Source organism: Pseudomonas sp. FW305-25 (genome assembly GCF_017351415.1).
GTDB lineage: Bacteria > Pseudomonadota > Gammaproteobacteria > Pseudomonadales > Pseudomonadaceae > Aquipseudomonas > Aquipseudomonas chlororaphis.
The window spans coordinates 275,297-298,604 of the sequence record NZ_JACNDE010000003.1 but is presented as its reverse complement, the minus strand read 5'-3'; the positions used below and the strand labels follow the sequence as shown (position 1 = coordinate 298,604).

The 23,308-nt window shown below is 63.6% G+C and carries 23 protein-coding genes, 1 other RNA gene and 1 pseudogene; 10 read left to right on the top strand and 15 right to left on the bottom strand.

Translation table 11 applies throughout. The features are described from left to right. Together J4E58_RS32205 and J4E58_RS32200 are read right to left on the bottom strand one after the other, a co-directional pair. Positions 1–688: methyl-accepting chemotaxis protein (locus tag J4E58_RS32205; RefSeq protein ID WP_404943267.1), on the bottom strand; the 688-nt coding region annotated here is incomplete at its 3' end. A 201-nt stretch (positions 689–889) separates the two neighbouring features. Continuing rightward, positions 890–1,768, bottom strand: a pseudogene (locus tag J4E58_RS32200) (methyl-accepting chemotaxis protein); the annotation flags it as partial. A gap of 517 nt (positions 1,769–2,285) precedes the next feature. On the opposite strand from J4E58_RS32200, the gene J4E58_RS05340 reads away from it, so the two are divergent. The 3 genes from J4E58_RS05340 to J4E58_RS05330 all read left to right on the top strand — a co-directional run bounded on the left by J4E58_RS05340 (position 2,286) and on the right by J4E58_RS05330 (position 4,310). After that, positions 2,286–2,942, top strand: coding sequence for a histidine phosphatase family protein (locus J4E58_RS05340; protein WP_087091183.1), 657 nt, complete (start codon positions 2,286–2,288; stop codon positions 2,940–2,942). 25 nt (positions 2,943–2,967) lie between these two features. After that, positions 2,968–3,834: a phosphatase PAP2 family protein gene (locus J4E58_RS05335; protein ID WP_087091184.1), complete on the top strand. Its 867-nt coding sequence runs from the start codon at positions 2,968–2,970 to the stop codon at positions 3,832–3,834. A gap of 140 nt (positions 3,835–3,974) precedes the next feature. Beyond that, positions 3,975–4,310 carry a hypothetical protein gene (locus J4E58_RS05330; RefSeq protein WP_087091185.1) on the top strand — a complete coding sequence of 112 codons (336 nt, stop codon included), beginning with the start codon at positions 3,975–3,977 and terminating at the stop codon, positions 4,308–4,310. Between the two features lie 89 nt (positions 4,311–4,399). Here J4E58_RS05330 and J4E58_RS05325 read toward each other — a convergent pair whose 3' ends face one another. From J4E58_RS05325 to J4E58_RS05300, 6 genes are all read right to left on the bottom strand, one after another. Next, positions 4,400–5,854, bottom strand: coding sequence for a glycosyltransferase family 39 protein (locus J4E58_RS05325; RefSeq protein ID WP_087091186.1), 1,455 nt, complete (start codon positions 5,852–5,854; stop codon positions 4,400–4,402). 239 nt (positions 5,855–6,093) lie between these two features. Continuing rightward, positions 6,094–6,861 carry an ABC transporter ATP-binding protein gene (locus J4E58_RS05320; RefSeq protein WP_087091187.1) on the bottom strand — a complete coding sequence of 256 codons (768 nt, stop codon included), beginning with the start codon at positions 6,859–6,861 and terminating at the stop codon, positions 6,094–6,096. 21 nt (positions 6,862–6,882) lie between these two features. Continuing rightward, complete coding sequence (locus J4E58_RS05315) at positions 6,883–7,596, bottom strand: ABC transporter permease (RefSeq protein ID WP_087091188.1); 714 nt, start codon at positions 7,594–7,596, stop codon at positions 6,883–6,885. After that, positions 7,593–8,282 (bottom strand): ABC transporter permease, encoded by a 690-nt coding sequence (locus J4E58_RS05310; RefSeq protein WP_087091189.1) that lies wholly within the window; start codon positions 8,280–8,282, stop codon positions 7,593–7,595. The genes J4E58_RS05315 and J4E58_RS05310 overlap by 4 nt, the downstream gene beginning before the upstream one ends. A 95-nt stretch (positions 8,283–8,377) precedes the next feature. Beyond that, positions 8,378–9,157 carry an ABC transporter substrate-binding protein gene (locus J4E58_RS05305; RefSeq protein WP_370686827.1) on the bottom strand — a complete coding sequence of 260 codons (780 nt, stop codon included), beginning with the start codon at positions 9,155–9,157 and terminating at the stop codon, positions 8,378–8,380. Positions 9,158–9,239: 82 nt separating this feature from the next. Further along, positions 9,240–10,409 carry a M20 aminoacylase family protein gene (locus J4E58_RS05300; protein ID WP_087091191.1) on the bottom strand — a complete coding sequence of 390 codons (1,170 nt, stop codon included), beginning with the start codon at positions 10,407–10,409 and terminating at the stop codon, positions 9,240–9,242. A 152-nt stretch (positions 10,410–10,561) separates the two neighbouring features. Between J4E58_RS05300 and J4E58_RS05295 the strand changes: the two genes are divergently transcribed. Together J4E58_RS05295 and J4E58_RS05290 are read left to right on the top strand one after the other, a co-directional pair. Then, the gene (locus J4E58_RS05295) at positions 10,562–11,515 is read left to right on the top strand and encodes a LysR substrate-binding domain-containing protein (RefSeq protein ID WP_087091192.1); all 954 of its coding nucleotides are present in this window, start codon (positions 10,562–10,564) and stop codon (positions 11,513–11,515) included. 128 nt (positions 11,516–11,643) lie between these two features. Beyond that, complete coding sequence (locus tag J4E58_RS05290; protein ID WP_087091193.1) at positions 11,644–11,988, top strand: hypothetical protein; 345 nt, start codon at positions 11,644–11,646, stop codon at positions 11,986–11,988. A gap of 6 nt (positions 11,989–11,994) precedes the next feature. On the opposite strand, the gene J4E58_RS05285 is transcribed toward J4E58_RS05290, so the two are convergent. Further along, positions 11,995–12,549, bottom strand: coding sequence for a GNAT family N-acetyltransferase (locus J4E58_RS05285; protein WP_087091194.1), 555 nt, complete (start codon positions 12,547–12,549; stop codon positions 11,995–11,997). Positions 12,550–12,891: 342 nt separating this feature from the next. Here J4E58_RS05285 and J4E58_RS05280 point away from each other — a divergent pair, with 342 nt between their 5' ends. Continuing rightward, positions 12,892–13,209, top strand: coding sequence for a hypothetical protein (locus J4E58_RS05280; RefSeq protein ID WP_087091195.1), 318 nt, complete (start codon positions 12,892–12,894; stop codon positions 13,207–13,209). 79 nt (positions 13,210–13,288) lie between these two features. Here the strand turns inward: J4E58_RS05280 and J4E58_RS05275 are convergent, their stop codons facing one another. After that, positions 13,289–13,894: a TetR/AcrR family transcriptional regulator gene (locus J4E58_RS05275; RefSeq protein WP_087091196.1), complete on the bottom strand. Its 606-nt coding sequence runs from the start codon at positions 13,892–13,894 to the stop codon at positions 13,289–13,291. A gap of 130 nt (positions 13,895–14,024) precedes the next feature. Between J4E58_RS05275 and J4E58_RS05270 the strand changes: the two genes are divergently transcribed. The 3 genes from J4E58_RS05270 to J4E58_RS05260 all read left to right on the top strand — a co-directional run bounded on the left by J4E58_RS05270 (position 14,025) and on the right by J4E58_RS05260 (position 17,800). Continuing rightward, the gene (locus J4E58_RS05270) at positions 14,025–15,101 is read left to right on the top strand and encodes a sugar phosphate isomerase/epimerase (RefSeq protein WP_087091197.1); all 1,077 of its coding nucleotides are present in this window, start codon (positions 14,025–14,027) and stop codon (positions 15,099–15,101) included. A gap of 2 nt (positions 15,102–15,103) precedes the next feature. Next, entirely contained in the window at positions 15,104–15,985 is an 882-nt protein-coding gene (locus tag J4E58_RS05265; protein WP_087091198.1) for an alpha/beta fold hydrolase, read from the top strand. 177 nt (positions 15,986–16,162) lie between these two features. After that, positions 16,163–17,800, top strand: a complete 1,638-nt coding sequence (locus J4E58_RS05260) for a glycosyltransferase family 39 protein (protein WP_087091199.1) — start codon at positions 16,163–16,165, stop codon at positions 17,798–17,800. 39 nt (positions 17,801–17,839) lie between these two features. Here J4E58_RS05260 and J4E58_RS05255 read toward each other — a convergent pair whose 3' ends face one another. Then, on the bottom strand, positions 17,840–18,940 hold the full coding sequence (locus tag J4E58_RS05255) for a polyamine ABC transporter substrate-binding protein (protein WP_087091200.1): 1,101 nt from the start codon (positions 18,938–18,940) through the stop codon (positions 17,840–17,842). A 246-nt stretch (positions 18,941–19,186) separates the two neighbouring features. Then, positions 19,187–20,092: a LysR family transcriptional regulator gene (locus tag J4E58_RS05250; protein WP_087091201.1), complete on the bottom strand. Its 906-nt coding sequence runs from the start codon at positions 20,090–20,092 to the stop codon at positions 19,187–19,189. 109 nt (positions 20,093–20,201) lie between these two features. Here J4E58_RS05250 and J4E58_RS05245 point away from each other — a divergent pair, with 109 nt between their 5' ends. After that, positions 20,202–21,440, top strand: coding sequence for an SGNH/GDSL hydrolase family protein (locus J4E58_RS05245; protein ID WP_087091202.1), 1,239 nt, complete (start codon positions 20,202–20,204; stop codon positions 21,438–21,440). Positions 21,441–21,582: 142 nt separating this feature from the next. Here J4E58_RS05245 and J4E58_RS05240 read toward each other — a convergent pair whose 3' ends face one another. The 3 genes from J4E58_RS05240 to J4E58_RS05230 form a co-directional block, all read right to left on the bottom strand. Then, positions 21,583–21,969: a DUF6124 family protein gene (locus tag J4E58_RS05240; protein ID WP_087091203.1), complete on the bottom strand. Its 387-nt coding sequence runs from the start codon at positions 21,967–21,969 to the stop codon at positions 21,583–21,585. A 435-nt stretch (positions 21,970–22,404) separates the two neighbouring features. Next, positions 22,405–22,796: a transfer-messenger RNA gene (ssrA, locus tag J4E58_RS05235) on the bottom strand. Positions 22,797–22,875: 79 nt separating this feature from the next. After that, positions 22,876–23,163: a hypothetical protein gene (locus J4E58_RS05230; RefSeq protein ID WP_007920821.1), complete on the bottom strand. Its 288-nt coding sequence runs from the start codon at positions 23,161–23,163 to the stop codon at positions 22,876–22,878. Between the last annotated feature and the right edge of the window lie 145 nt (positions 23,164–23,308).

Sequence of the window (23,308 nt, the reverse complement as noted above, 5' to 3'; positions counted from 1 at the left end):
TGACCATCATTTGCAGCTGGTTGCCCAGGCGCGCCAGTTCGACGCTGGAGGCGGCGGTTTCATCGCTGGCGGCGGCGGTCTGTTCCGAGACGTCGCGCACGTTGATGATGCTGCGGCTGATTTCCTCGGCCACGGCGCTCTGCTGTTCGGCGGCGGCGGCGATCTGCTGGTTCATCGACTGGATGTTCGACACCGTGCGGGTGATGTTCTCCAGGGAAACGCCGGCCTTGCGGGTCAGGTCGACGCTGCTGTCGGTCAGGCTGCGGCTGTTGTTCATCACGTTGGCCACTTGCTGGGTGCCGTTCTGCAGGCCGGCCACCAGGCCTTCGATTTCCTCGGTGGATTTCTGCGTGCGTTGCGCCAGGGCGCGGACTTCGTCAGCGACCACGGCGAAACCGCGACCGGCTTCACCGGCGCGGGCGGCTTCGATGGCGGCGTTCAGCGCCAGCAGGTTGGTCTGTTCGGCCACGGCCTTGATCACGTCCATGACGCTGCCGATCTTCTGGCTTTCCTGTTGCAGCACGCTCATGGCGTCGGTGGAACGCACCACTTCGCTGGCCAGGCGTTCGATCTGGGCGATGGCTTCGGCCACCACCTTGTCGCCTTCGCGGGCTTCGCCGTCGGCGGCGGCCGCGGCTTGCGAGGCTTCTTCGGCGTTGCGCGCGACTTCCTGCACGGTGGCGGTCATCTCGTGCATGGCGGTGGCCACCTGGTCGGTCTCGACCTTCTGGCTGTTGACCCCGGCGCTGGTTTCCTCGGTCACCGCCGACAGTTCCTCGGCGGCGCTGGCGATCTGGGTCACGCCGTCGCGGATGCCACCGATCAGTTCGCGCAGGGTCACGCCCATGCGGCCGATGCCTTGTTGCAGCACGCCGAGTTCGTCGCGGCGGGTGACGCGCACGTCCTGGGTCAGGTCGCCGGACGCGATGCGCTCGACCACGGTCATGGTTTCACGCAGTGGACGGGTGATCTGGCGGGTGATGATCACCGCGGCCAGGATGCCCACCAGCAGCGCCAGCAGGGTGCTGATCAGTTGCAGGCTGCGGGCCTGGACGCTTTCTTCGTCGCGGCGGTCGAGCTGGAACTGGTACAGCTCTTCGCTCTGGCTGACGATCAGGGCGCCCTGTTCGGTCATTTCCTTGCGCGCCTGGCCGGCTTCGCTGACCGCGGCCTTGAAGGTCAGCAGGGAGGTGCGGTAGTCATCCAGCGCGGTTTTCAACTGGCGCAGGGCATCGCCCTGGGTGCTGCTGAAATGGCTGTCCAGGCCACCCAGCGCGGCAATCGCCGCGTTGATCTGGGCGGCGGCATTGCGTTCGGCTTCCGCGGTGCTGTTGTAGATGTATTCACGGACTTCGAAGCGCGCCAGCAGGAACTCCTCACGGGCCTTGGTGATGGCCTGGAACTGTTCGAAGCGCTGGTCGCTCAGTGGCATTTGCTGAACGCGCGTGGTGATGCTGTTGATCAGGTTGCGCGCCGTTTCCGAGTTGCCGTTCATCACCGCGCGGGCAGCATTGGCGTTGCGGTAGGCGTTGCGCATCTTGTTCAGGGACGCCTGGTAGGCGCTGATGGTGGTGCCCTGTTCCTTGAGCAGCTTGATGTTGGCCGGGTTCTTGAAGCTGTTCTGCAGCTTCTGTTGCTGGGCCGAGAAGTCGTCCAGGGAGGCCTGCACATTCTGCGCGGCGGTTTCGTCGCCGTTGGTCAGCATGTATTGCAGGCGGGTCACGCGCAGCTTGGTCAGCCCGGCGTTCAGTTGGGTGATGTCGCTCATCCAGTTGCTGCGGTCGATCAGACCGCCCAGGCTGGTCCAACCCGTGATGGCGAGGATGGTAGTCAGGGCCAGGACCAGGCCGAAGCCCAGGCCTAACTTGAGGTTGACGCTGATGTTGCCGAACCAGCTATTCATGCAATTCCTCCAGGAACGTTGTGCTGCTTGATCATGTATCGCTGGAAGATTGTTGTTATTGGTGGCCAGCAAGGATTTGTTCGCAGGTGTGTATCGGCGGCAAGGGCAATAGCTGAAACGATTTCGTCGCATTAGTTTCTTGCACCATTTTGGGGCTTTCCAAGGGCCTGATTTCGCTCCAGAAACCGCCTGGCCGATTGAGCTTTTTTTCACATCCGTTTCACTGGGCGGCCACGCCTCGCTGCCTAAAGTCCGACCTTCGATCGGGTGCCACGCACTCGATTTGTCATGAGCGGCGGTTAGCGTCTGCTGCGCTGCTCAACTCAATGTCTGGTGGTCATATAGGGGCGGCTCGCACGTGGCGTCAGGACTCAGTCTTCCGGTGGCAAAGCCCGCGCTCGTCGCGAGCCGTTTTGCCCGTTATCGCAATAGCCTGGTGATCGCCCTGGTGGCCTTGCTGGTGCTGCCGCTGGTGTTCTTTGTGCTCAAGCCCGCGGCGGTGCCGGACCTGGCCCACGGCAACCTGGCCGGCGCCAGGGCCTTGAGCGCCGGCTGGGCCAAGGGCCAGATGATTGTGCTGATTCGTCACGTCGAGCGTTGCGACCATTCCAGGGCCGCCTGCCTGAACGTGCCCGACGGCATCACCGACCGTGCCCGTGACGTGGCGGTGGGGGTCGGCGCGCAGTTCGAGCACCTGGGGCTGGACAAGGCCGACATCTACCACAGCCCGCTGACCCGCGCGGTACAGACCTCGGGTTATATGTTCAGCAAGGCCGGCAGTGGCGAAGACTGGCTGTTCGACTGCAAACGCAGCATGTTGCGCGATGCCCTGGCGCACAAGGTGGCCGGGCGCAACCTGGTGCTGGTGACCCACAGCGAATGCATGGCCGCGCTGGAGAAGGCGCTGAAGCTGCCGTCTTCGACCCTGGGCTACGGCGCCTCGTTGTTCGTCTCCACCGATACCCTCGACGGGCGTCCGCACATGCTCGGCTTCATCGAAGCCAGCGACTGGCGTTCCGTCGCCTTCAACCGCCCCTGACCGTCCCTTGCCCGAGACTCTGAATATGCCGGCGTTTTCCCGTTCCCGCTTTACGGCCTGGAGCTTTTATAAATGGAACCTAGGCCTGCCGCTGCTGTGCGCGGCGCTGGTGTTCCTGATGTTCGACATGACCCGGATCGACATCGCCTTCAGCGACCTGTTCTTCGATCCGCTGAGCCAGACCTTCCCGCTGGATCACTCCCATCTGTTCGAGAAGATCACCCACAAGTGGGCGCGGATCATCCCCAACTGGACCGGCGAGCTGGCGCTGATCGGGCTGCTGCTGTCGTTTGTCTGGCCGCTGTTCAAGGGCGCAAGGTTCGGCCGCGGCAAGGCCCTGCTGGAGAAGCTCCGCGTGGCGCCAGTATTGCGTTTTACCGCGCGCCATCGCCGGGACCTGCTGTTCGTGGTGGTGGCCTTCGCCCTCTGCACTGGGGCGATTCACTACCTCAAGGGCCACACCAGCGTGTACTGCCCGGTGGAAACCACCCAGTACGCCGGCAAGATCGAGCACAAGGAGTGGTATGAGAACTTCGAGCTGTTGAAGACCGCCGGTGACGGCCGCTGCTGGCCGGGCGGCCATGCCTCGGGCGGTTTTACCATGCTGGCGCTGTACTTCGTGGCCCGGCGTTATCGCTGGCGCCACGCCAAGGCGCTGCTGTACGGCTCGCTGCTGCTGGGTTTCGTCTATGGCACCACCCGGGTGCTGCAGGGCTGGCATTACATGTCCCATACCTTCTGGGCGGGGATCGTAGTGTGGCTCACCTGCCTGCTGACGGCGCTGCTGTTTTATGGCCGCGCGCGCCTGGAACAGCCAGTGCTGGCGCACACCGAACCGGGGCCCGAGCAGTCCGCGGCGCTGATCGATAACGGTGCTTCAGTAGCTGACTGAATCGTCAGTGCGAGGCGACTGGCGGGAGAGGGCCCCGGCGCAATTTTTGGCGCTTGCCGATGTTTTTTGGGTGACCAGAACTGTTAGGGTGCGCGCCCCGGAGAAAAGAGTTCCCGGGTTCCTGGTTTATGGAGTCATGCATGAAACACTTGAGCAAAATCGTCGCCTCTGCGCTGGTTGTCCTGGCCCTGGCTGGCTGCACCGGCACCGCGATGAAAACTCAGCAACTGGATAGTAGCCAGTACACCGTGATCGGTCACAGCGAAGCAACGGCTACCGGCATCATGCTGTTCGGGGTCATCCCGATCCGGCAGAACAACCGCTTCGTCCGCGCCCAGACCGCGGCCATCCAGGCCAAGGGCGGTGACGCAATGATCAACACCCAGATCCAGGAAAACTGGTTCTGGGCCTGGGTATTGAGCGGTTACACCACCAAGGTCTCCGGCGATGTGGTCAAGCTGAAAACCGTTCAGTGAGCCATGCCGGCGCCGGTGCGGAAGCCTGGCGACGAGATAAAAAAAGGCACCCATGAGGGTGCCTTTTTTATGGGCGCTCACTGTGCCGGTCAGTGGCCGACAAAGTAGTAGGCCTGGCGACTGACCGTGACCTTCTTCAGTACCTTGAGCGGTGGCTTGGGGTCTTCCTCCAGGGCCATGACCGCCACGTTGTTCGGCGAGGTGCCGAGAAACTCATTCAGCTGGGCCTCGGTCTGCACGTCCTTGAGCAGGCTCTGGGTGTAGAACACACTGGCGCCGGCCGCGCGTTCGTTGGCCTGATACAGCGCCACCTGCTGCCCGGCGGCCTGTAGCGTCTGGATCTCGCTGATCAACGGCACAAAGGACAGCTTGCGATCGGCGCGTGGCGCGGCCCACTGCGCGGCCACCAGGTAACTGCACACCACCAGCGTCAGCACGCCTATGGCCAGGCCGCGGCGCCGACGCCCCACGACGCTCCAGAACCCATCGCCCGCGGCGCGTTGGCGCAGGCGTTCGTACAGCACTGCCGCGTATTCGGCCGCCAGCACCGCCGCGGCCGGGGTCAGCGACATCAGGTACACGGTGCGCTTGCTCGACGCCAGGCACAGCAGGGTGAACTGGGCTACGAGCCACAGGCTGAAAAACAGCAGGTAGCGGTTTTTCACCAGGCTTTTGCGAAAGTGCCACAGGCCCAGGTAGACCAGGATGTTCCACGGCAGGAAGGCCTGCGGCAGTTTGCCCAGGTAGTAATAGAAGGGCTCGTAGTGCCCGGCCTCGACAAAGGAGCCATCGAAGCGCCCGACGCTGTTGGTCCACAGCACTTCGCCCAGGGCTTGCAGGCCCCCGCGCTGGTACAGGAAATACAGCCAGATCAGCAGCGGCACCAGGCCGAGCAGGGTCAGCAGGGCGGGCTTGAACCAGTGGCCGAGGGCGAAGCGCTTTTCGATCAGGCTGTCGGCCAGCAGCCAGGCGAAGATCACCACGCCCGGCATCGCCAGGCCCAGCACGCCCTTGCTCAGGGTGGCGATGGCGATGCCGAGGGCGAACAGCAGCCAGCCCAGGGTGGCCGGCTGGCGTTCGGCCTGACGCCGTTGCGTCTGGAAAAAAGCCAGCAGCGCCAGGGTCACGCCGAGGCTGAGCAGGGCGTCTTCACCGACCCCGCGCACATTGCCCCAGTAACTGGCCATGGTCGCCAGCATGGCGCCGGCCACCCAGGCCACCGCTGGCGGGCGGCCGAAGCGGCGCAGCATGGCGTACAGCAGCATGACGCTGAACAGCCCGGCGAAGGCCGAGGCCAGGCGCACCGCCCACGGCGTGCCACCGAATACGCGGATGGCGCTGGCATCGAGCCACAGGCTCAGCGGCGGTTTTTCCAGGAAGGGCTGGCCGAACAGGCGCGGCGTCACCCAGTCATCGTCCAGGTGCATCTGCATGGCGATCCCGGCGACCCGGGCTTCGGTGGAGCCCTGCAACTGGTGGTTGCCCAGGGCGAAGAAGAACAGCAGGGCGGCAAGCAGAAACAACAGCGGTGCGGGTCGCGACATGAGGGGACTGCCGAAGAGGTTGCGCCGGGGAGGATCAGGCGCTCTGAGTATACGGAGGCGATTCTTAACAAATCGTGAACGAGGGAGTATTGGTCGGTGACGCTGGCGGCTGGCGGTTTATCCGGGGCGGTGGCGAAGTACCGCGCTCCCGGGCGCCAGACCAATCCCTGGTCCTGGCGCCCGAACGCGGCCCCGCCGCCGGGCGTAAGGGGCCACACCCGACGGTCTTGCTCAGGACTCTATTTGAGGCTGCCGGAAAGAAACTGCTTCAAGCGCTCGCTGCTGGGGGTTTCCAGTACGCGCTCGGGCGGTCCTTCCTCTTCCACCCGGCCCTGGTGCAGGAACATGACATGGTTGGACACCTCTCGGGCGAAGGCCATCTCGTGGGTGACCACCACCATGGTCCGGCCTTCCTCGGCCAGTTGCTGCATGACCCGCAGCACCTCCGACACCAGCTCCGGGTCGAGGGCCGAGGTCGGCTCGTCGAACAGCATTACCTGCGGCTCCATGGCCAGCGCCCGGGCGATGGCCACGCGCTGTTGCTGACCGCCGGACAGGTAGGACGGGTACTGGGCCTCGACCTTGGCCGGCAGGCCGACTTTGTCCAGGTACTTGCGGGCCCGCTCGATGGCCTCGTCGCGGGCGATGCCCAGTACATTCATCGGGCATTCGATGATGTTCTCCAGCACCGTCATGTGGCTCCACAGGTTGAAGTGCTGGAACACCATCGCCAGCTTGCTGCGCATCGCTTGCAGCTGTTTGGGGTCGACCACGCACAGCTCGCCCAGGCGGTTCTTGCGGGTGCGCAGCTCCTCGGCGTTGACCACGATGCGTCCGCCGGAGGGCTGTTCGAGGTAGTTGATGCAGCGCAGGAAGGTGCTTTTGCCGGAACCGGAGGAGCCGATGATGCTGATCACATCGCCGGCCTTGGCCTTGAGCGACACACCCTTGAGCACCTCGTGGCTACCGTAGTTCTTGTGCAGGTCTTCGACGATCAATTTGTACATACGAGCCTCTCCCGTAAGGGATCAGTGAGTCTGTGGCTTGAGGTAGGCCAGCCAGCGCAGTTCGGCGCGGCGGAACAGCCAGATCAGGACAAAGGCGCTGCAGGCGTAGAGCACGCCGGCAATGCCGAAGGCGCTGAAGGAGGCGTAGGTGGCCGAGTTGACGTCGCGGGCGACCTTGAGCAGGTCCGGCACCGTGGCGGTAAAGGCCACGGAGGTGGAGTGCAGCATCAGGATCACTTCGTTGCTGAAGGACGGCAGCGCCCGGCGCAAGGCCGACGGCAGGAGGATGCGCCGGTAGAAGGTGAAGCGGTTCATGCCATAGGCCTTCGCCGCCTCGACCTCGCCGTGGGCGATGGAGCGGATGGAGCCGGCGAAGATCTCCGTCATGTAGGCGCAGGTGTTGAGCCCGAACGCCAGCACTGTGCAGTTGAAGCCGTCGCGAAAGAACGCGTCGAGAAAGTCCTGGGCGCGCACCACGCTCAGGCTGTAGACCCCGGCGTAGAAGAACAGCAGCTGGATGTACAGCGGCGTGCCGCGAAACACATAGGTGTAGAGCCACACTGGGGTGCGCAACAGCGGGTTGCGGCTGACCCGGGCCAGGGACAAAGGCACCGCCAGGGTGAAGCCGACCAGCACCGACAGCACCAGCAGCCACAGGGTCATGGTCAGCCCGGACAGCTGCGCGGCATCGCTCCACAGGTAGGCCTGCCAGTATTCCTGAAGAATATCGGTCATAACGCGGCCCTCTTCACACCGACCGAGTAACGCTGGCTCAGCCAGATCAGCACCAGGTTGGAAAGACTGGTGATGGCCAGGTAGATCAGGCCGCCGACCAGGGTGAAGTAAAAGAACTGCATCGAACCCTTGCCGGCGTCCTGGGTGGCCTTGACCACGTCGCTCAGGCCGATGATCGACACCAGCGCCGTGGACTTGATCAGCACCAGCCAGTTGTTGCCGATGCCCGGCAAGGCATGGCGCAACATCTGCGGGAACAGCACTTTGCGAAAGGTCTGGGCGCGGCTCATGCCGTAGGCCCTGGCCGCTTCCTGCTGGCCCCGGGGCACCGCCTGGAACGCGCCGCGAAATGTCTCGGTGAAGTAGGCGCCGTAGATGAAGGCCAGGGTCAGTACTCCGGCGAGGAACGGGTCGATGTCGATCTGCGCCATCTGCAGCCAGTCGGTTAACTGGTTGAGCAGCATCTGCAGGCTGAAGAACAACAGCAGCATGATCACCAGGTCGGGCATGCTGCGGATCAGCGTGGTGTAGCCGCCGGCGAGCGCTTGCAGGACTCGGTTGCCAGAGGCTTTGGCGCTGGCGCCGAGCAGGCCTATCAGCACCGCCAGCAGCAGTGACGACAGGGCCAGTTTGAGGGTGGTCAGGGTGCCCTGCAGAATCTGCGGGCCAAAACCTTCCAGAAGCATTTCACGCCCCTTGTTGTTATTAGAGTGAGCTGAAAAAAGGCGGCGACGCGGCCGTGGTCGCGGCGGGCGTCGCGCCTGGCGTTGCGCGGTCGCGGTCAGGGCCCGCCGTAGATGTCGAAGTCGAAGTATTTGCGGTTGATCCTGGCGTAGGTGCCGTTGGCCAGGATGGTCGCCAGCGCCTTGTTCAGGTCCTCGCGCAGTTCCACATCGTCCTTGCGCAGGCCGATGCCGTCGCCGACACCGAAAAAGCCCGGGTCGCTGAGGGTGTCGCCGGCGAACTCGAAATCCTTGCCCATGGGTTTGGACAGGAAGCCGTAGCTGGCCTGGATCGACGACTGCAACGAGGCGTCGAGGCGGCCGACGAGCAGGTCGGCGTACACCTGGTCCTGGCTCTGGTAGGAGAGGATCTGCACCCCTTGGGCGCCCCACTTGGCCTTGGCGTAGGCCTCCTGGGCCGAGCCCTGTTCGACGCCGACCCGCTTGCCCTTGAGCGAGTCGAGGGTCGGCACCAGGCCCGAGCCGCGCTTGGCGACCAGCCGCGCGGGGGCGTTGGAGATCTTGTCGGTGAAGGCGATGCGGGTCATGCGCTTGGGGGTGACGGTCATCGACGAGGCGATGGCGTCGAACTTGCGCGCCAGCAGGGCGGGGATCATCCCGTCCCAGCTGCTTTCGACCCACACGCAGCGGGCCTTCAGCTCGGCGCACAGGGCTTCGGCGATGTCGATGCCAAAGCCGCTCAGCTTGCCGTCGGGGTCTTTGTATTCCAGGGGCGGGTAGGTTGGGTCCACGCCCAGCTTCAGCACCTTGCCCGACCAGTCGGCCGCGCCGGCGCTGGCCGACATCGACAACAGCACCCATGAAACCGCAGCGATCATTTTTTTCATTGTTTTTTCCTCGGTTAATCGCCGGCTACGTCAGTGATGACACTGCTACAGCCTTTTGTCGCTACCTGCCCACTCAGCCAAGAAAACGCTCGGCCAGCTTGACCCAATAGGTCGCGCCGATGGGCAGGCAGTGGTCGTTGAAGTCGTAACCCGGGTTGTGCAGCAGACAGCTGCCTTCGCCCTGGCCATTGCCGATCACCAGGTAGCTGCCGGGGCAGCGTTCGAGCATGAAGGCGAAGTCTTCGCTGGCGGTGAACGGCTTGAGGTCGTGGATCAACTGTTCGTCGCCCAGCCACTCGCGGGCCACTTCCCGGGCCAGGGCGGTTTCCTCGGGGTGGTTGATCAGCACCGGATGGCAGTGCTGATAGTCGATCTGCGCCTGGGCGCCAAAGCTCGCGGCCTGGCCGTGTACCAGCTCGGTGATGCGTCGTTCGAGCAACTGGCGCACCTCGGGCGTCAGGGCGCGCACGCTGATGCTCATGTCGGCCGAAGCGGGGATCACGTTGGAGACGGTGCCGGAGTGGATCGCGCCGACGCTGACGATGGCCGTGTCCTGGGGGTTGATATTACGCGCGACGATGCTTTGCAGGGCGACCACGATCGAGGCACAGACCAGCACCGGGTCGACCGCCTTGTGCGGCACCGCGCCATGCCCGCCATGGCCGATGATCTTGACGGTCACGGTGTCGGCTGAGGCCATGAACGGGCCGCTGTAGAAGCCCAGGTGCCCGGTCGGATGGCCCGGCACGTTGTGCATCGCGAACACCGCGTCGCAGGGGAACCGCTCGAACAGGCCGTCATCGAGCATCGCCCGGGCGCCGCCCAGGCCTTCTTCGGCGGGCTGGAAAATCAGCTGCAGGGTGCCGTTGAAGTTGCGCGAGCGCGCCAGGTAGTGCGCCGCCGCCAGCAGGGTGGCGGTATGCCCGTCGTGGCCGCAGGCATGCATCACCCCGTCGATCCGGCTGGCATGGGGCACGCCGCTGGTTTCCTGGATCGGCAGGGCGTCCATGTCGGCCCGCAGGCCAAGCGCGCGGCCCTGGCCATTCTTCAGGGTGGCCACCACGCCGGTGCGGCCGACGCCGGTGCTGACTTCATAACCCCATTCGCGCAGTTGCCCGGCCACCAGTTCGCTGGTGACGAACTCTTCGAAACCCAGTTCGGGATGGGCGTGGATCCTGCGGCGCAGGGCGATCATCGCGTCCTGCTGCTCGGCTATCTCGGGTAGCACGTAACGGGCGTTCATGGTGGGGCTCCTCGGCCAGGGTCGCTCGCCAGCTCGGACCCGTCGGGCGAATCGTCGAGGCGCTGTCGGGCTGATCTTAGGCATCGGGCGGCCTGTCGGGGAGGCTCAGTTTGGTTATGATGACAACCTGAAGTTGTCACCTGGGCACGCCGATGAAATTGCATCAACTCCAAGCCTTGATCGCCAGCGCCGAGACCGGCAGCATCCGCGGCGCCGCGCGTTCGCTGAACCTGTCCCAGGCGGCCGTGACCAAGGCGCTGCGCGAGCTGGAAACCGCCCAGCAGCTGCCGCTGTTCGTCCGCACCCCCAGCGGCCTGAACTTCACCGAGTACGGCAAGGTGCTGCTGACCCACGCCCGGCTGGTGCTCAAGCAACTGGAGCATGCCCAGGCCGAACTGGACCAGTTGCGCGGCAAGAACAGCGGCCGCCTGTGTGTCGGGGTCACGCCGTGGATCGCCCTGACCCTGCTGCCCGAGGTGGTGCTGGAGTTTCGCCAGCGCATGCCGCAGGTGCGCCTGGAGCTGTTCGAAAGCCTGATGGCGGTGGCCCAGCCGCTGCTGCGCGACGGCAGCATGGACTTCGCCATCGGCCAGTTGCACCCGTCCCAGGCGCCCCAGGACTTTTCCTGCGAGACCCTGCTGGACTATCAGACCTCGGTGCTGGTGCGCCAGGGCCATGCCCGGCAGGACGCCCGCTCGATCCATGAACTGCTCGATCAGCAATGGACCCTGAACTACGCCCCGGATGGCCACGACGCGCTGATGCAGGACCTGTTCTGGCGCCACGGCGCGCAGATCGACGAACGCCGCATCGTCCGCGCCCATTCCCTGGCGATCCTGCAAATGATGGTCGAGCACGCCGACATGTGTACCTGGGGTCCGACCATCATGAGCACCGCCCCGCCATTCCTCGGGCGCCTGGTGTCGTTGCAACTGGAGGAGCAGTTCGAACCCCGGCACCTGAGTATCGTCACCCGCTGCAACGTCGCCCTGAGCAACCCGGCGCTGTGTTTCACCGATTGCCTGCTGCAGGTGATCCGCCGACATGCGCGCTCGGCGCGCAAAGAGGACCGGGCACTGTTCGAGACCGTGCGCCTGCGGGTCTGAGGCCGGCCGCGGAGCGCAAGCAGGTTGTGGCAATCGTCACTACGCTGGGAGGTGCGCCCGGCGGGTGATTGATCTTTGAAAACGCCCTGGGCGTCTTTCTTTCCTGCGGCTGAACAGGTGCCTTGAACATGCGCAAACTGTGGCGAAAGTATCTGGACCTGCTGGACGGCGACCTGAACACGCGGGTCTTCGACAACGTCAAGAACCTGCTGGTCTGCGCCTTGCTGTTCGCCGCCGGGACCAATGCGCTGCACAGCGACCACCACCTGTTCCTGGGCCTGTTCGGCTCCGGCCTGACCGGCTGGGGGCTGATCGGGGTGTCGGCGCTGCTGATGCTGCTCAATGTCAGCGACGGCCTACGCCGCTTGGCCAGGCTGCCCTATCACCGGCTGCTGCAGGTCGCGCTGTTCCTGGTGTACCTGATATTGGCGGTGCGGGTGGTGGAGATCGTCTGGAACTTCCGGGCCGAGTAGCGCCAGTCACACCAGGGCGTCGTTGACCCGCGCGGTGAGCACATGATCCTGCCAGCGCCCGGCGATTTGCAGGTAGGCCCTGGCATAACCTTCGCGCTCGAACCCCAGGCGTTCCAGCAACGCGGCACTGCGCTGGTTGTCGGGGATGTAGTTGGCCATGATCCGGTGCAGCTTCAGCTCGTCGAACATATGGCCGATGGCGGTCTGCAGCGCCTCGTGCATCAATCCCCGGCCCTGATGGGCCGCGGCAAGGGAATAACCCAGGTAACAGGCCTGGAACGCCCCGCGCATGATCCCGGTGAAATTGCACGTGCCGATCATCTGGCCGCTGGCCTTTTCCAGCAGGGCGAAATGCACGGCATTGCCAAAACCATAGGCGACCGCCTGCTGTTCCAGGCGCAGGCGTACCTGTTCGGGCTTGTAGTAGTGGGCAGGTCGTAACGGCGACCAGGGCGCCAGGTGCTGCTGGTTGTCCAGGTGGTAGGCGCTTTCGAGTTCGGCCTGGGCCGGGGCCAGCACCACCAGGTCGAGGCGGGCGCTGTGGAGTTCAAGGAGGGCCATGGATGCATCTCGAATAAGGAGGACAAAGGCTTGCCGGGGTGTCATCGCGACAACACACACAAACTCTACAAAAAACGCGTGTCGACCACCCCGGAAATACCCTATACAGAGAGCGGCTCGCAATCGTCCATGGCGTTCGCGGGCGCCCGTACCACCCACCACGCAGGAGATGGACATGTTCAGGTTCCTCACGGTCACTGAATTAGAGCAAACCCCTCGGCATCGTCATGGCGGTTCCGTCAGCGGAGCCATTGCTGCCTGGGAGCTGAAAAATCTGGCTCTCAATACCAAGGGGTTTGTCATATGTCCAAAGAATTACTCGGAGTTTCTGCTGTAGGGCTGATGGTGCTGGGCGAGTTCTGCGCGATCTACAGCGAAGTGGTTGCCGCCCGCCTGGCGCATACGGGCAACACGTCATGGCCGGACCTGGCGTTGCCTGTACTGATCATGTGTTTCGCCGGTATCTGCCTGATTGGCGCCTATTGGCTGGGCTATTTGGCGGTCGGCGATATCTGGATGATCACGGTGGTGTCGGTGACCTCGCTGTTGCTGCTCGAACCGCTGGTGATCTGGTCGGTGTTCCGTGAGTCGCCGGGACGCGGCACGCTGATCGGCTGTTGCCTGGGCGCGCTGGGCATGCTCTCGGCGGTCTTTCTGTAACTCGCGCAATGACTCGAATACGGCCTGGCGGTGATCCCGCCGGGCCGTTTTTTTGTCCGCGATTGGCTGCTCGCAAGTGTTAAGTGGCCGCTTCGGTTTGCGCATCGAAGGCCGCCATGGCCATGGGAATCATCGCCAATAGGCGCGACCTGCCGATGCCGTCCCGGGCCTGCACCGACAGCCCATGCAGCACCGTGGCATAGCAGTCCCCGAGGGACATCACGTCGGTGCGCTTGGGCAGCTCGCCAGAGCGCACGGCCTGTTCCAGGCGCTCGATGATGGAGCGGGTCCTGTCGCGGCGGTGTTCGGCCAGCCATTCTCTGATGCCGTCGTTGTCCGCCGAGCAATTGGTGGCGGAGGACACCACCATGCAGCCCAGTGGCCGGTCGGGCTGGGTATAGAGTTCGACGGCTTCCCTGAGCATGCGTTCGATGGCATCGCGGGCGCTGATGTCGTCGCCCAGGGCCGCGTCGGCAAAGGCGCCGTCGCCCGACTCGTAGACTTCGATGGCTTCGCGAAACAACGCTTCCTTGGAGCCAAAGGCCGCATAGATGCGCGCCGAGGCAATGCCCAGCGCGTCCACCAGATCGGACATGGACGTGGCCTCGAAGCCGCGCTGCCAGAACACATCACGCGCCTTGTACAGGGCCTGCTTTCGGTCGAATTCGCGGGGTCTGCCAGCCATGTCCAGTTCTCGATGCAAAGGGAGTGCTGCCAATTATTGGTCGATCGACAAAAAAATCAAGCCATCGTATTGACGGGGTGTCGAGGGGAGCCCTATTGTTTGTCGACCGACAAACAATAGGGCGTGAACCATGAAAACCCTCAAGGGACCGAGCCTGCACCTGGCTCAATTCAGTGATGCGGCACCGCCATTCAATACCCTGCCCGCCATTGCCGCCTGGGCGGCGGGGCTGGGGTTCAAGGCGCTGCAAGTACCGGCCTGGGATGAGCGGCTGTTCGATGTCCGCCTGGCGGCCAGCAGCCAGGATTATTGCGATGAGGTCAGCGGCACCCTGGCCGAACACGGGCTGGTGATCAGCGAACTGACCACCCACCTGTTCGGCCAGTTGGTGGCCGTGCATCCCGCCTACGACAGCCTGTGCGATGGCTTCGCCCCGGCGGCTCTGCGGGGCGACAGTGGCGCCAGGACCCAGTGGGCCCTCGAACAGCTGAAACTGTCCGCCAAGGCTTCGCGCCGGTTGGGGCTCAGCGATATGGGGAGCTTTTCCGGCTCGTTCGCCTGGCCCTATTTCTTTCCCTTTCCACAGCGCCCGGAAGGCCTGGTCGACTCGGCGTTCAATGAGCTGGCCAAGCGCTGGCTGCCGATTCTCGACGCCTGTGACGAGCAGGGGGTGAACCTGTGCTACGAGATCCACCCGGGCGAGGACTTGCATGACGGTGTGAGCTTCGAGATGTTCCTGGAGCGGGTCGGCAACCACCCGCGCTGCAAGATGCTCTTCGACCCCAGCCATTTCGTCCTGCAGCAACTCAATTACCTGGACTACCTGGATATCTACCACGAGTTCATTCGCATGTTTCATGTGAAGGACGCCGAGTTCAATCCCACCGGCCGCCAGGGCATTTACGGCGGTTATCAGCCCTGGGCCGAGCGGGCCGGGCGGTTCCGGTCGCTGGGCGATGGGCAGGTGGATTTCAAGGGGATCTTTTCCAAGCTGGCGCTTTATGACTATGCCGGCTGGGCGACCCTGGAATGGGAGTGCTGCCTGAAAGACCAGGAGCAGGGCGCGCGCGAAGGCGTGGCCTTTATCAATGAGCACATCATCCAGGTGACGGACAAAGTCTTCGACGACTTCGCCGGCGCGCCGCTGGACCAGGCCCAGATCAACCGACTGCTGGGCATTGCCCAGCCCTCCCATCAAGGACGCTGAGCATGGATCTTTTCGAGCAGCAGGCTTTTGCCGGGCGTGACTACCGCCATGGCTACGTACAGGTGGACGGCGGGCGCATTCACTATGTCAGTGAGGGCCAGGGCAAGCCTGTGCTGTTGATCCCCGGGTGGCCGCAAACCTGGTTCACCTGGCGCCATGTCATGCAGGCGCTGGCCGGGCAGGGTTACCGGGCGATTGCGGTGGACCTGCCCGGCATGGGCTTGTCCGATCGCCCTGAGCAGGGCTATGACACCGGCACCACGGCGTCTCGCCTGCAGGCCTTGATGCTGGCGCTGGGTTACAGCCAATACTCGGTGGTGGGGCACGATGTCGGCATGTGGGTGGCCTATGCCCTGGCCTGCGACTATCCGCAGGCGGTGGAGAAACTGGCCCTGACGGAGGCGGTGATTCCCGGCCTGGCCGAGGCGCCGTCGATCTTCGCGCCTGCGGGGCAGAACATCTTTCTCTGGCACTTCATGTTCAACCAGTTGCAGGACCTGCCGGAGATGCTGATCGCCGGGCGTGAGGCGCAGTACCTGGCTTACATGTTCGAAAAGTGGTCGGTGCATCAGGAGCGGGTCGCGGTCCAGACCTATGTCAAAGCCTACTCGGTGCCCGGTGGGCTGCGGGGCGGGTTCGCCTATTACCGGGCCATCCCCGAGAGCATCCGGCAGAACCGCGAGCGTGCCAGCCGCCCACTGGCAATGCCGGTCCTGGCGATTGGCGCCGAACATGCCACTAACGATGCGCCGTTGCTGACGATGAAGGGCAATGCCCTGAGACTTCAGGGGGCGATAGTGCCGGGGTGTGGCCACTTCATTGCCGAGGAGGCACCCGAGGCCTTTATTGCTCATCTGCTGCCATTTCTGCGGCAGGAGGACTGAGTACGCCAGGCTGAGCGATCAGGAGGGAGTGGGACGCCAGCTTGTCTTTGCGAGTAAGGCTGATGGAAGGGCCGGGATTTTTTGCGGCCTGTTCAGGGATGGTTCAGGGCCTGCGGCTGCAACATGGCAGCCGGCATGCCCAAGCCTTCGGGCAACGCACCCTCTGACGGATAATCCATGGACCACCACCGCATTCGCATCGAGATGTTGGGCGTCTTTCTGCTCGCTTTGTTCCTGTTCACTTTCGGCATCTGGGACCAGCCAGCGCAAGGCTTCGACGGGCGCTGGTGGTTGTTCCTGCAGGAGATGTTCCGCCACGGCGCGAGCCTGTTTCCCACCACCTACGGCGAGCCTTACCCGGACTATCCGGGTACCGCCACCTTATTCAGCTATGGCTTTGCCCAGCTGTTCGGCGCCCCTAACGAATTGGCCAATATCCTGCCCACGGCGCTGGCCTCGGCCGGGGTGCTGGCGTTGCTGTATCGCCTGCTGGCGCCGCTCGATCGCACCTGGGCATTGCTGGCGGTGCTGCTCACGGCGCTGACCACCCAGTGGCTGGAGAAGTCGCGCTCGGTATGCCTGGACCAGATGGTCTCGTTGCTGTGCCTGGGCTGTTTTTACCTGTTGCACAGCGGCGAGCAGCTGGGTTCTAAATGGCGCCAGTACGCGATTTTTCCGCTGTTCGTCATTGCCTTCGCGATCCGCGGCCCCTTGGGGCTGATCGAGGTCTGCGGCGTGGCCTGCAGCTACTGGGCATTGAGTATTTGCCGGGCACCGGGCGACGGCTGGCGACTGTTGAGCAAGGTACTCGCCCATGGGCTGATCGGCCTGATCCTGCTGGCCGCCTGCTGGTGGGCGTTGATGCAACTGGCGCAGTTCAGTGGCGGCGAAGCCTTCGCCCGACAGGTCTACCAGATGCAGGTCGGCGGGCGCCTCGATGAAAGCGGCGAGCCGCTGTATTTCTACTTTCAGCTCAGCCTCTACCGGTACTTCCCGGTGGTGCCGCTGGCGCTGGCGACGCTGTTCGTGCTGCGTCGGCAATGGGTCGCGCGGCATGCGGACGATCAGCTGCAACTGCTGGTGCGCTTGGGCGCCTGCGGACTGATGATCCTGCTCGGCTTGTCGGTGCCGCACTTCAAGCGTGCCTATTACATCCTGCCCATGGTGCCGATGTTCGCGGCGGTCGCGGCTTATGGCCTGCTCCATCCGCAGCGCTGGCTGCTCAGGGTGCGCTGGTTTTATCTCGGCCTGGTGGTGCTGTTGCCGGGCTTGTGCGCCGTGCTGCTGCTGGTCTGCCGGCACAGTTGGCAGAAGCACGGTTATTGGCCGGCGCTGTCATTGCCGCTGATGATGGCGGTGTTTTTCGGCCTGCAGGTGCTGGCGCTGCATGTCTGGCAAACCACTCGCAATGCGCCGGGGCGGCGCCTGGTGCTGCTCAGCTTGTTGGCCCTGGCGGCGCAGTGGTGGCTGCTGGTGAAGGTGATCGAGCCGGCCAAGGACCTGCAATTCGCCACCCGGGGTTTTGTCGGGCAGGTCGAGCAGCTGCGTGGGGAGGACCGCGGCACCCTGGTGTTTCTCAACCTGGGCAAAGACACCTGGGCGGTGCGCTACATGATGAACCTGGACCACGACGAGCAACCGCGGTTTATCGGCAAGGACGACCTGTCGCCACTGGCGTCGCTGCCGCGTCCGGCCTGGGTGATCCTGGCGCGCAAGGATCGGGCATTGCTAGCGGGAACTGCGCTGGAGCAGGCGATCCCGGTGTTCGAGGGGCGCTTGAATGACAATCCCTGCCTGGTGTTCGAGCTGAAGTGAAGGCCTGGCAGCCCCAGGGCGGGGCTGCCTGAGGGCGGATTATTTATCCGACTTGATGCTGGTCCAGACCCGGGTGCGCACGCGCTCCAGTTTTTGCGGCAGCGGTTGCACCACATAGAGTTTTTTCAGGGCTTCGGGGGTTGGCGTCAGGTCGGTATTGCCGGTGATCTCCTTGTTGATCAACGCAATCGAATCCTTGTTGGCGTTGGGGTAACCGAGGAAATCACTGATGGGCGCGATGACTTTCGGGTCCAGCAGGGTGTTGAGGAACTCATGGGCCTCGGCGACATTCTTCGCGCTCTTGGGAATGGCGAAGGTGTCGAACCAGATCGGCGCGCCTTCCTTGGGCAGGCGCCAGTCCACCACCACGCCGTTGCCGGCCTCTTTGGCGCGATTGCCGAACTGGTAGAAGCTGCCGGAGTAACCGATGGCCACGCAGATGTCGCCATTGGCGATATCGGTCATGTATTTGGCCGAGTTGAAGTAGGTGACGTAGGGGCGGATCTTCAGCATCAGATCCTTGGCTTTTTCATAGTCCTGCGGGTTCTGGCTGTTGGGGTCCAGCCCCAGGTAATGCAGGGCCAGCGGCAGGATTTCCGACGGCGAGTCGAGCATGGCCACGCCGCAGGATTTGAGCTTCTCCATGTTCTCCGGCTTGAACACCAGGTCCCAGCTGTCCACCGGCGCGTTGTCGCCCAGCGCGGCCTTGACCTTGGCAGGGTTGAAGCCGATCAGCACCGTGCCGTACATGTAGGGCACGCCGTACTGGTTGCCTGGGTCGTTGCGGTCCAGCAGCTTGAGCAGCTCGGGGTCCTGGTGCTTCCAGTTGGGCAGCTTGGACTTGTCGAGCTTCTGGAACACCCCGGCCTTGATCTGGGTGTCGAGGAACTGGTTCGACGGCACCACCAGGTCATAGCCCGAGTTGCCGGTCAGCAGCTTGGCTTCGAGGGATTCGTTGGTATCGAAGGTGTCCCAGGTGACCTTGATGCCGCTGTTCTTGGCGAAGTCCTTGGGCACCGACGGCAGGATGTAGTCGGCCCAGTTGTACACCCGCAGCTCACGCTGCTCGGCCTGTGCCGCGCCGGCCAGCAGCGACAGCCCACAAACGGTGGCACTCAGTATGCGTTTCATAGTGGCCATGAATGGTTTCCCCAGCGTGGCGATGGTTTTTATGTTCTGTACGCGGCAGGCGGTCCTTGAAAGGCAAAGGACAAAGAGGGTCAAGGTTCACAAGGGCGGTTCTGGTGACAGCGTAGGTCACTCGAGTCGGTGGTTTGGGTTCGATTCTTGCCGACGGCCCCTGGGATTCACAGCACGGGGTTGGCCAAAAGGGGATCGTAATGGCCATTGATCGTGGCCATGGCAGGCAACGCGCTGGCCCTGGGTTCAGGGAATGAAGCCCGGCAACCGCGCCACTCGCTCGGCCAGGTACTCCATGAGCAAACGCACGCGCAGGGGCCGGTAGCGGCGCTCGGGGTAGATCAGGAACGCCTCGTTGGCTGGCCCGCTCCAGTCGGGCAGGACCCGCACCAGTTGCCCGCTGTCCAGCAGGTCGCTGACCAGCCAGGCCGGGGTGACGCAGAGCCCGGCGCCCTGCAGCACGCCGTCGCGGATGGCCAACGAGCTGTTGCTCCGGTAGCGCCCTTGGGGGGTGACGCCGACCTTCTCGCCGCTCGGGCCGCTCAGCTCCAGGCGGTCGCCCGCCGCCAGCCAGGCGAAGCGCAGGAAGTTGTGTGCGCCCAGGTCGGCCGGGCTGTTCAAGGGCGCATGCTGGCGCAGGTACTCCGGGGCCGCCACCAGGTAGCGCGGCGACGTCGCGATGCGCCGGGCGATGGCGTTTGGCGGCAGGTCCCCGCCCAGGCGCAGGGCCAGGTCGACGTTTTCCTCGGTGAGGTCGACGAAGCGATCATTGAAGATCAGCTCCACCTCGATGTCCGGGTATTGCGCCATGAACGCCAGCAGCAAGGCATTGAGGTGCAGCACCCCCAGGCTCACCGGCACATTGACCCGCAGCACGCCCTCGGGGCGCTCGGTCAGGCCGCGCACCTCGGTCACCGCCTCGGTGTATTCCTCCAGCACCGCTTTCGCCCGCTCGTAGAAACGCTTGCCCTGTTCAGTGGGCGTCAGCCCGCTGGTGCCGCGGGTGAGCAGGCGGGTGCCCAACTGCTGTTCCAGGGCCGCCACCAGCTTGCTGACGGTGGGCTGCGTGCTGCCCAGCTCCCGGGCGGCCGACGACAGGCTGCCCAGCTCGACGGCGCGGACGAAGCAATGCATCGCTTTGAGACTGTCCATGGGTATTCGATATCGGAATGGGCTATATGAAGTTATGCCTTCTATCACGGTTATTTCGAATGGAGCAATCTGGCTCGCCTCAGCCTTACGGCCTCAAGGAGCTACCCGGATGAAAGCCCTGCACTCAAGATTTTCCCTGCCGCTGATAGTCACGGCCCTGCTTACCGCAGGTCCTGCCCTGGCCCAGGACAACTGGCTCACCACCTGGATGGCCAGCCCGCAACCGACCTGGGGCAACGAGCTGCCGCTGCCCACGCGGATTCCCGCAACCCTGGCCGACAGCACCGTCCAGCAGAAGCTGCGCGTCAGCGTCGGTGGCAGCCGGGTACGGGTGGTGGTGTCCAACGAATACGGCCAGCAGCCGCTGCTGATCGGCGCGGCGCGGGTCGCGGCCGTGGAGGAGACTGAGTCCGTTCGTGCAGGCTCCGGACAAGTCCTGACGTTTGGCGGTGAGGAACAGGTCAGCATCGCGCCGGGCGAAACCCGCACCAGCGACCCGGTGGCGCTGGCGGTGCCGGCCCTTGGTGAGCTGGTTGTCTCGCTGTACCTGCCACAGCCCACGCCGCTGACCACCTTCCACTGGGACGGCAAGCAAACCGCGTTTATCGCTGCGGGCAATCACGTCGACACTCAGCAGTTAGCGGGTGAGCGGCAAGTGGAAGCGCGGCTGTTCCTCAGCGACATCCTGGTGGATGCCGCGCCCGACAGCCGGGCGCTAGTGGTGCTCGGCGACTCCATTACCGACGGCAACGGCTCGACCCTGGACAGCAACCGCCGCTGGCCCGACTTCCTCGCCCAACGCCTGGCCGCCGAAAACATCGCCGTGCTCAACGGCGGCATATCCGGCGCGCGCCTGCTCGAAGATGGTATGGGCGCCAGCGCACGGGCACGTTTCGAACGCGACGTGCTGAGCAAACCCGGGGTGAAAAGCGTGGTGCTGATGCTGGGGATCAATGACATCAGCTGGCCCGGCACCGCCTTCGCGCCGAACGCACCCTTGCCTGCACTGGACAAGCTAATCGCCGGTTATCGACAACTGATCGACCAGGCGCATCGCCACAACCTGCGCATCATCGGCACCACACTGCTGCCCTTCGAAGGCGCCCTGGAAGGCAGCATCATCGAGCGCTACCACAGCCCGCAAAAGGAACAACTGCGCCAGGCGCTCAACCAATGGATACGCAGCAGCCGGGCATTTGATGCGGTGATCGACTTTGACCAACTGACCCGCGATCCACAGCATCCGACCCGGTTGTTGCCGTTGATCGATTCGGGCGATCACCTGCATCCGGGGGATGCGGGGAATAAGGCGATGGCGGAGGGGGTGGATTTGGAGATGCTTTTTTGAGTGTTTGGCGGGTGCGTTGAATTCGAATGCGGCCAGCATTCCAGGCTCGTTCAGGCCGTGTCTGTTTTCCACATGCGCAGGTGATGTCATTAAGGAACAGCGCGGCAGGTCATGCTGCCGCGCCGTGCGTTCGCGGGGTGTTCTACTTCAGCGATGGCGTGTGGCGACTGCCATCGAGCAAGGCGTCTACCACGGCCCGTGCCATCTCCACCGAGTGCACCAGGGACCAGATCAAACCGCGCTCGATGCCACTGCCGCGCTCAGTGATTTCATCGGAAACCTCCTCGGCGCTTTTCAGCAGCAGGGAGACATGGAGCAGGGCTTCTTCGGCGTTGATGCCTTCCCGGACCGAGAACAAGGAGTCGCGGCTCACCGGGATACTGACGGTTTTTTTGAGCGACTGAATCAGAGACACATCAGCAGGCTGAACTGACAGTTTCTGCCGGATGTGCTGATTGGCCAAATCGTGTTCGAGGTTTCTGACGCACTGGGTAGCAGTGCGGGGAGGATCGGGGACGAGCTTTTTCATGGTGTAACTCCTAGTACAGAGATAGGAGCCATCACCGTCGCTGCTAAACGATAGGGTGGCGGCCGTTCGCAGGTTAGCAGACCGGTGACTAGGACCCCGGCGCACCCGAAGGTGCCCTGCGCACGGCCGCCATAAAGCGGAGCCAAAAAAAGCGCCACGTAATGGGGGCGCCATGCGCCTAGTTACACGTCGAGCTGCTAAACCCGGTCACTGAATTTGCAGTGACGAATCGAGGCTAGCCAGTGCAGGGCGGTAGGCGCAAGCGGCTGGAAGTTTCTAGGAAAATTCGCACAATAGAAAGAGACTTAACGCTGCTTCAGGGGAAGGAAGGCTCGGCACTGTGAGTGCGGGGAGGGGGCGGTGGGCGATGGTGGCGGAACGTTAAGGCCAGAAACAACAAAGCCCACACAAGGCGGGCTTTGTTGGTGCTTCGTTTGGTGGAGCCGGGGGGATTTGAACCCCCGTCCGCCAGTACTCCGCTGTCGGTACTACATGCGTAGCCGTGTCTATTGAGTTAACCCTCAGCGACCCGACGGGCAGGGTGCTTTGGGCGAGTTGTGTAAGTTTTAGCCGCTTCGTCCACAACGTACTGCACGGCGATTCTGTTCTGTATGACAATCATTTCGGGTTTACAGACATCCCCTGATGATTGCTGGACCCGAAGGTACCAGAAGGAAGGCTAGCGCCGCTTACGCAGCGAGAGCGTATTCCCCGTAGGTTTCGTCATTGGCAACTATAGGAAGTTGCAACAGTGGATTTACGAGTTCTGTTACCAACTCGGCATGCACCTAAAGTTTCGCAACCGGCGTCGAATCCTAAACGGCCCCGAACCTGCTGTGCATTACCAGCAGGTTTGTACAGTCTACGCCAAAATGGCCCGCAAGGCCATCCCGAAGGCGGGGCCCGTTAGCCGCCGCCTTCACCCTTGGCGCTGTTCTGGATGCTCTGGATCGCGCGGGTGGTCAGGGCGATGCATTCCTTGGTGCCTTCCTCGGTGTTTTTCGCCTGGGCCGCCTGGGCTTGTTGCACGGTGGCGTCGATGTTGGCCTGCAGGTCCGCGGCCTGGATGGTGGTCCGTGCATCACGGATGGTTTGCAGGTTCACCTGGCACAGGTCTTCCTGGTTCCCGGCGAAGCTGGGGGAAGCCAGGACCGAAGCGGTGACGAACAGGCCTAACAGTACAGAGCGTTTCATGGGCGTCTCCTTGAACTGAAGTGCCAGGCGCTGCTGGCCATCAGTACGAACTGCCGAGATTTCAGGAAGCTCCCGTTTTCGGGAGCTTGATCTGTGGACTGCGGTGGTTCGACAGGGTTCTATTTTTCTGCCCAGGGTCGCGACC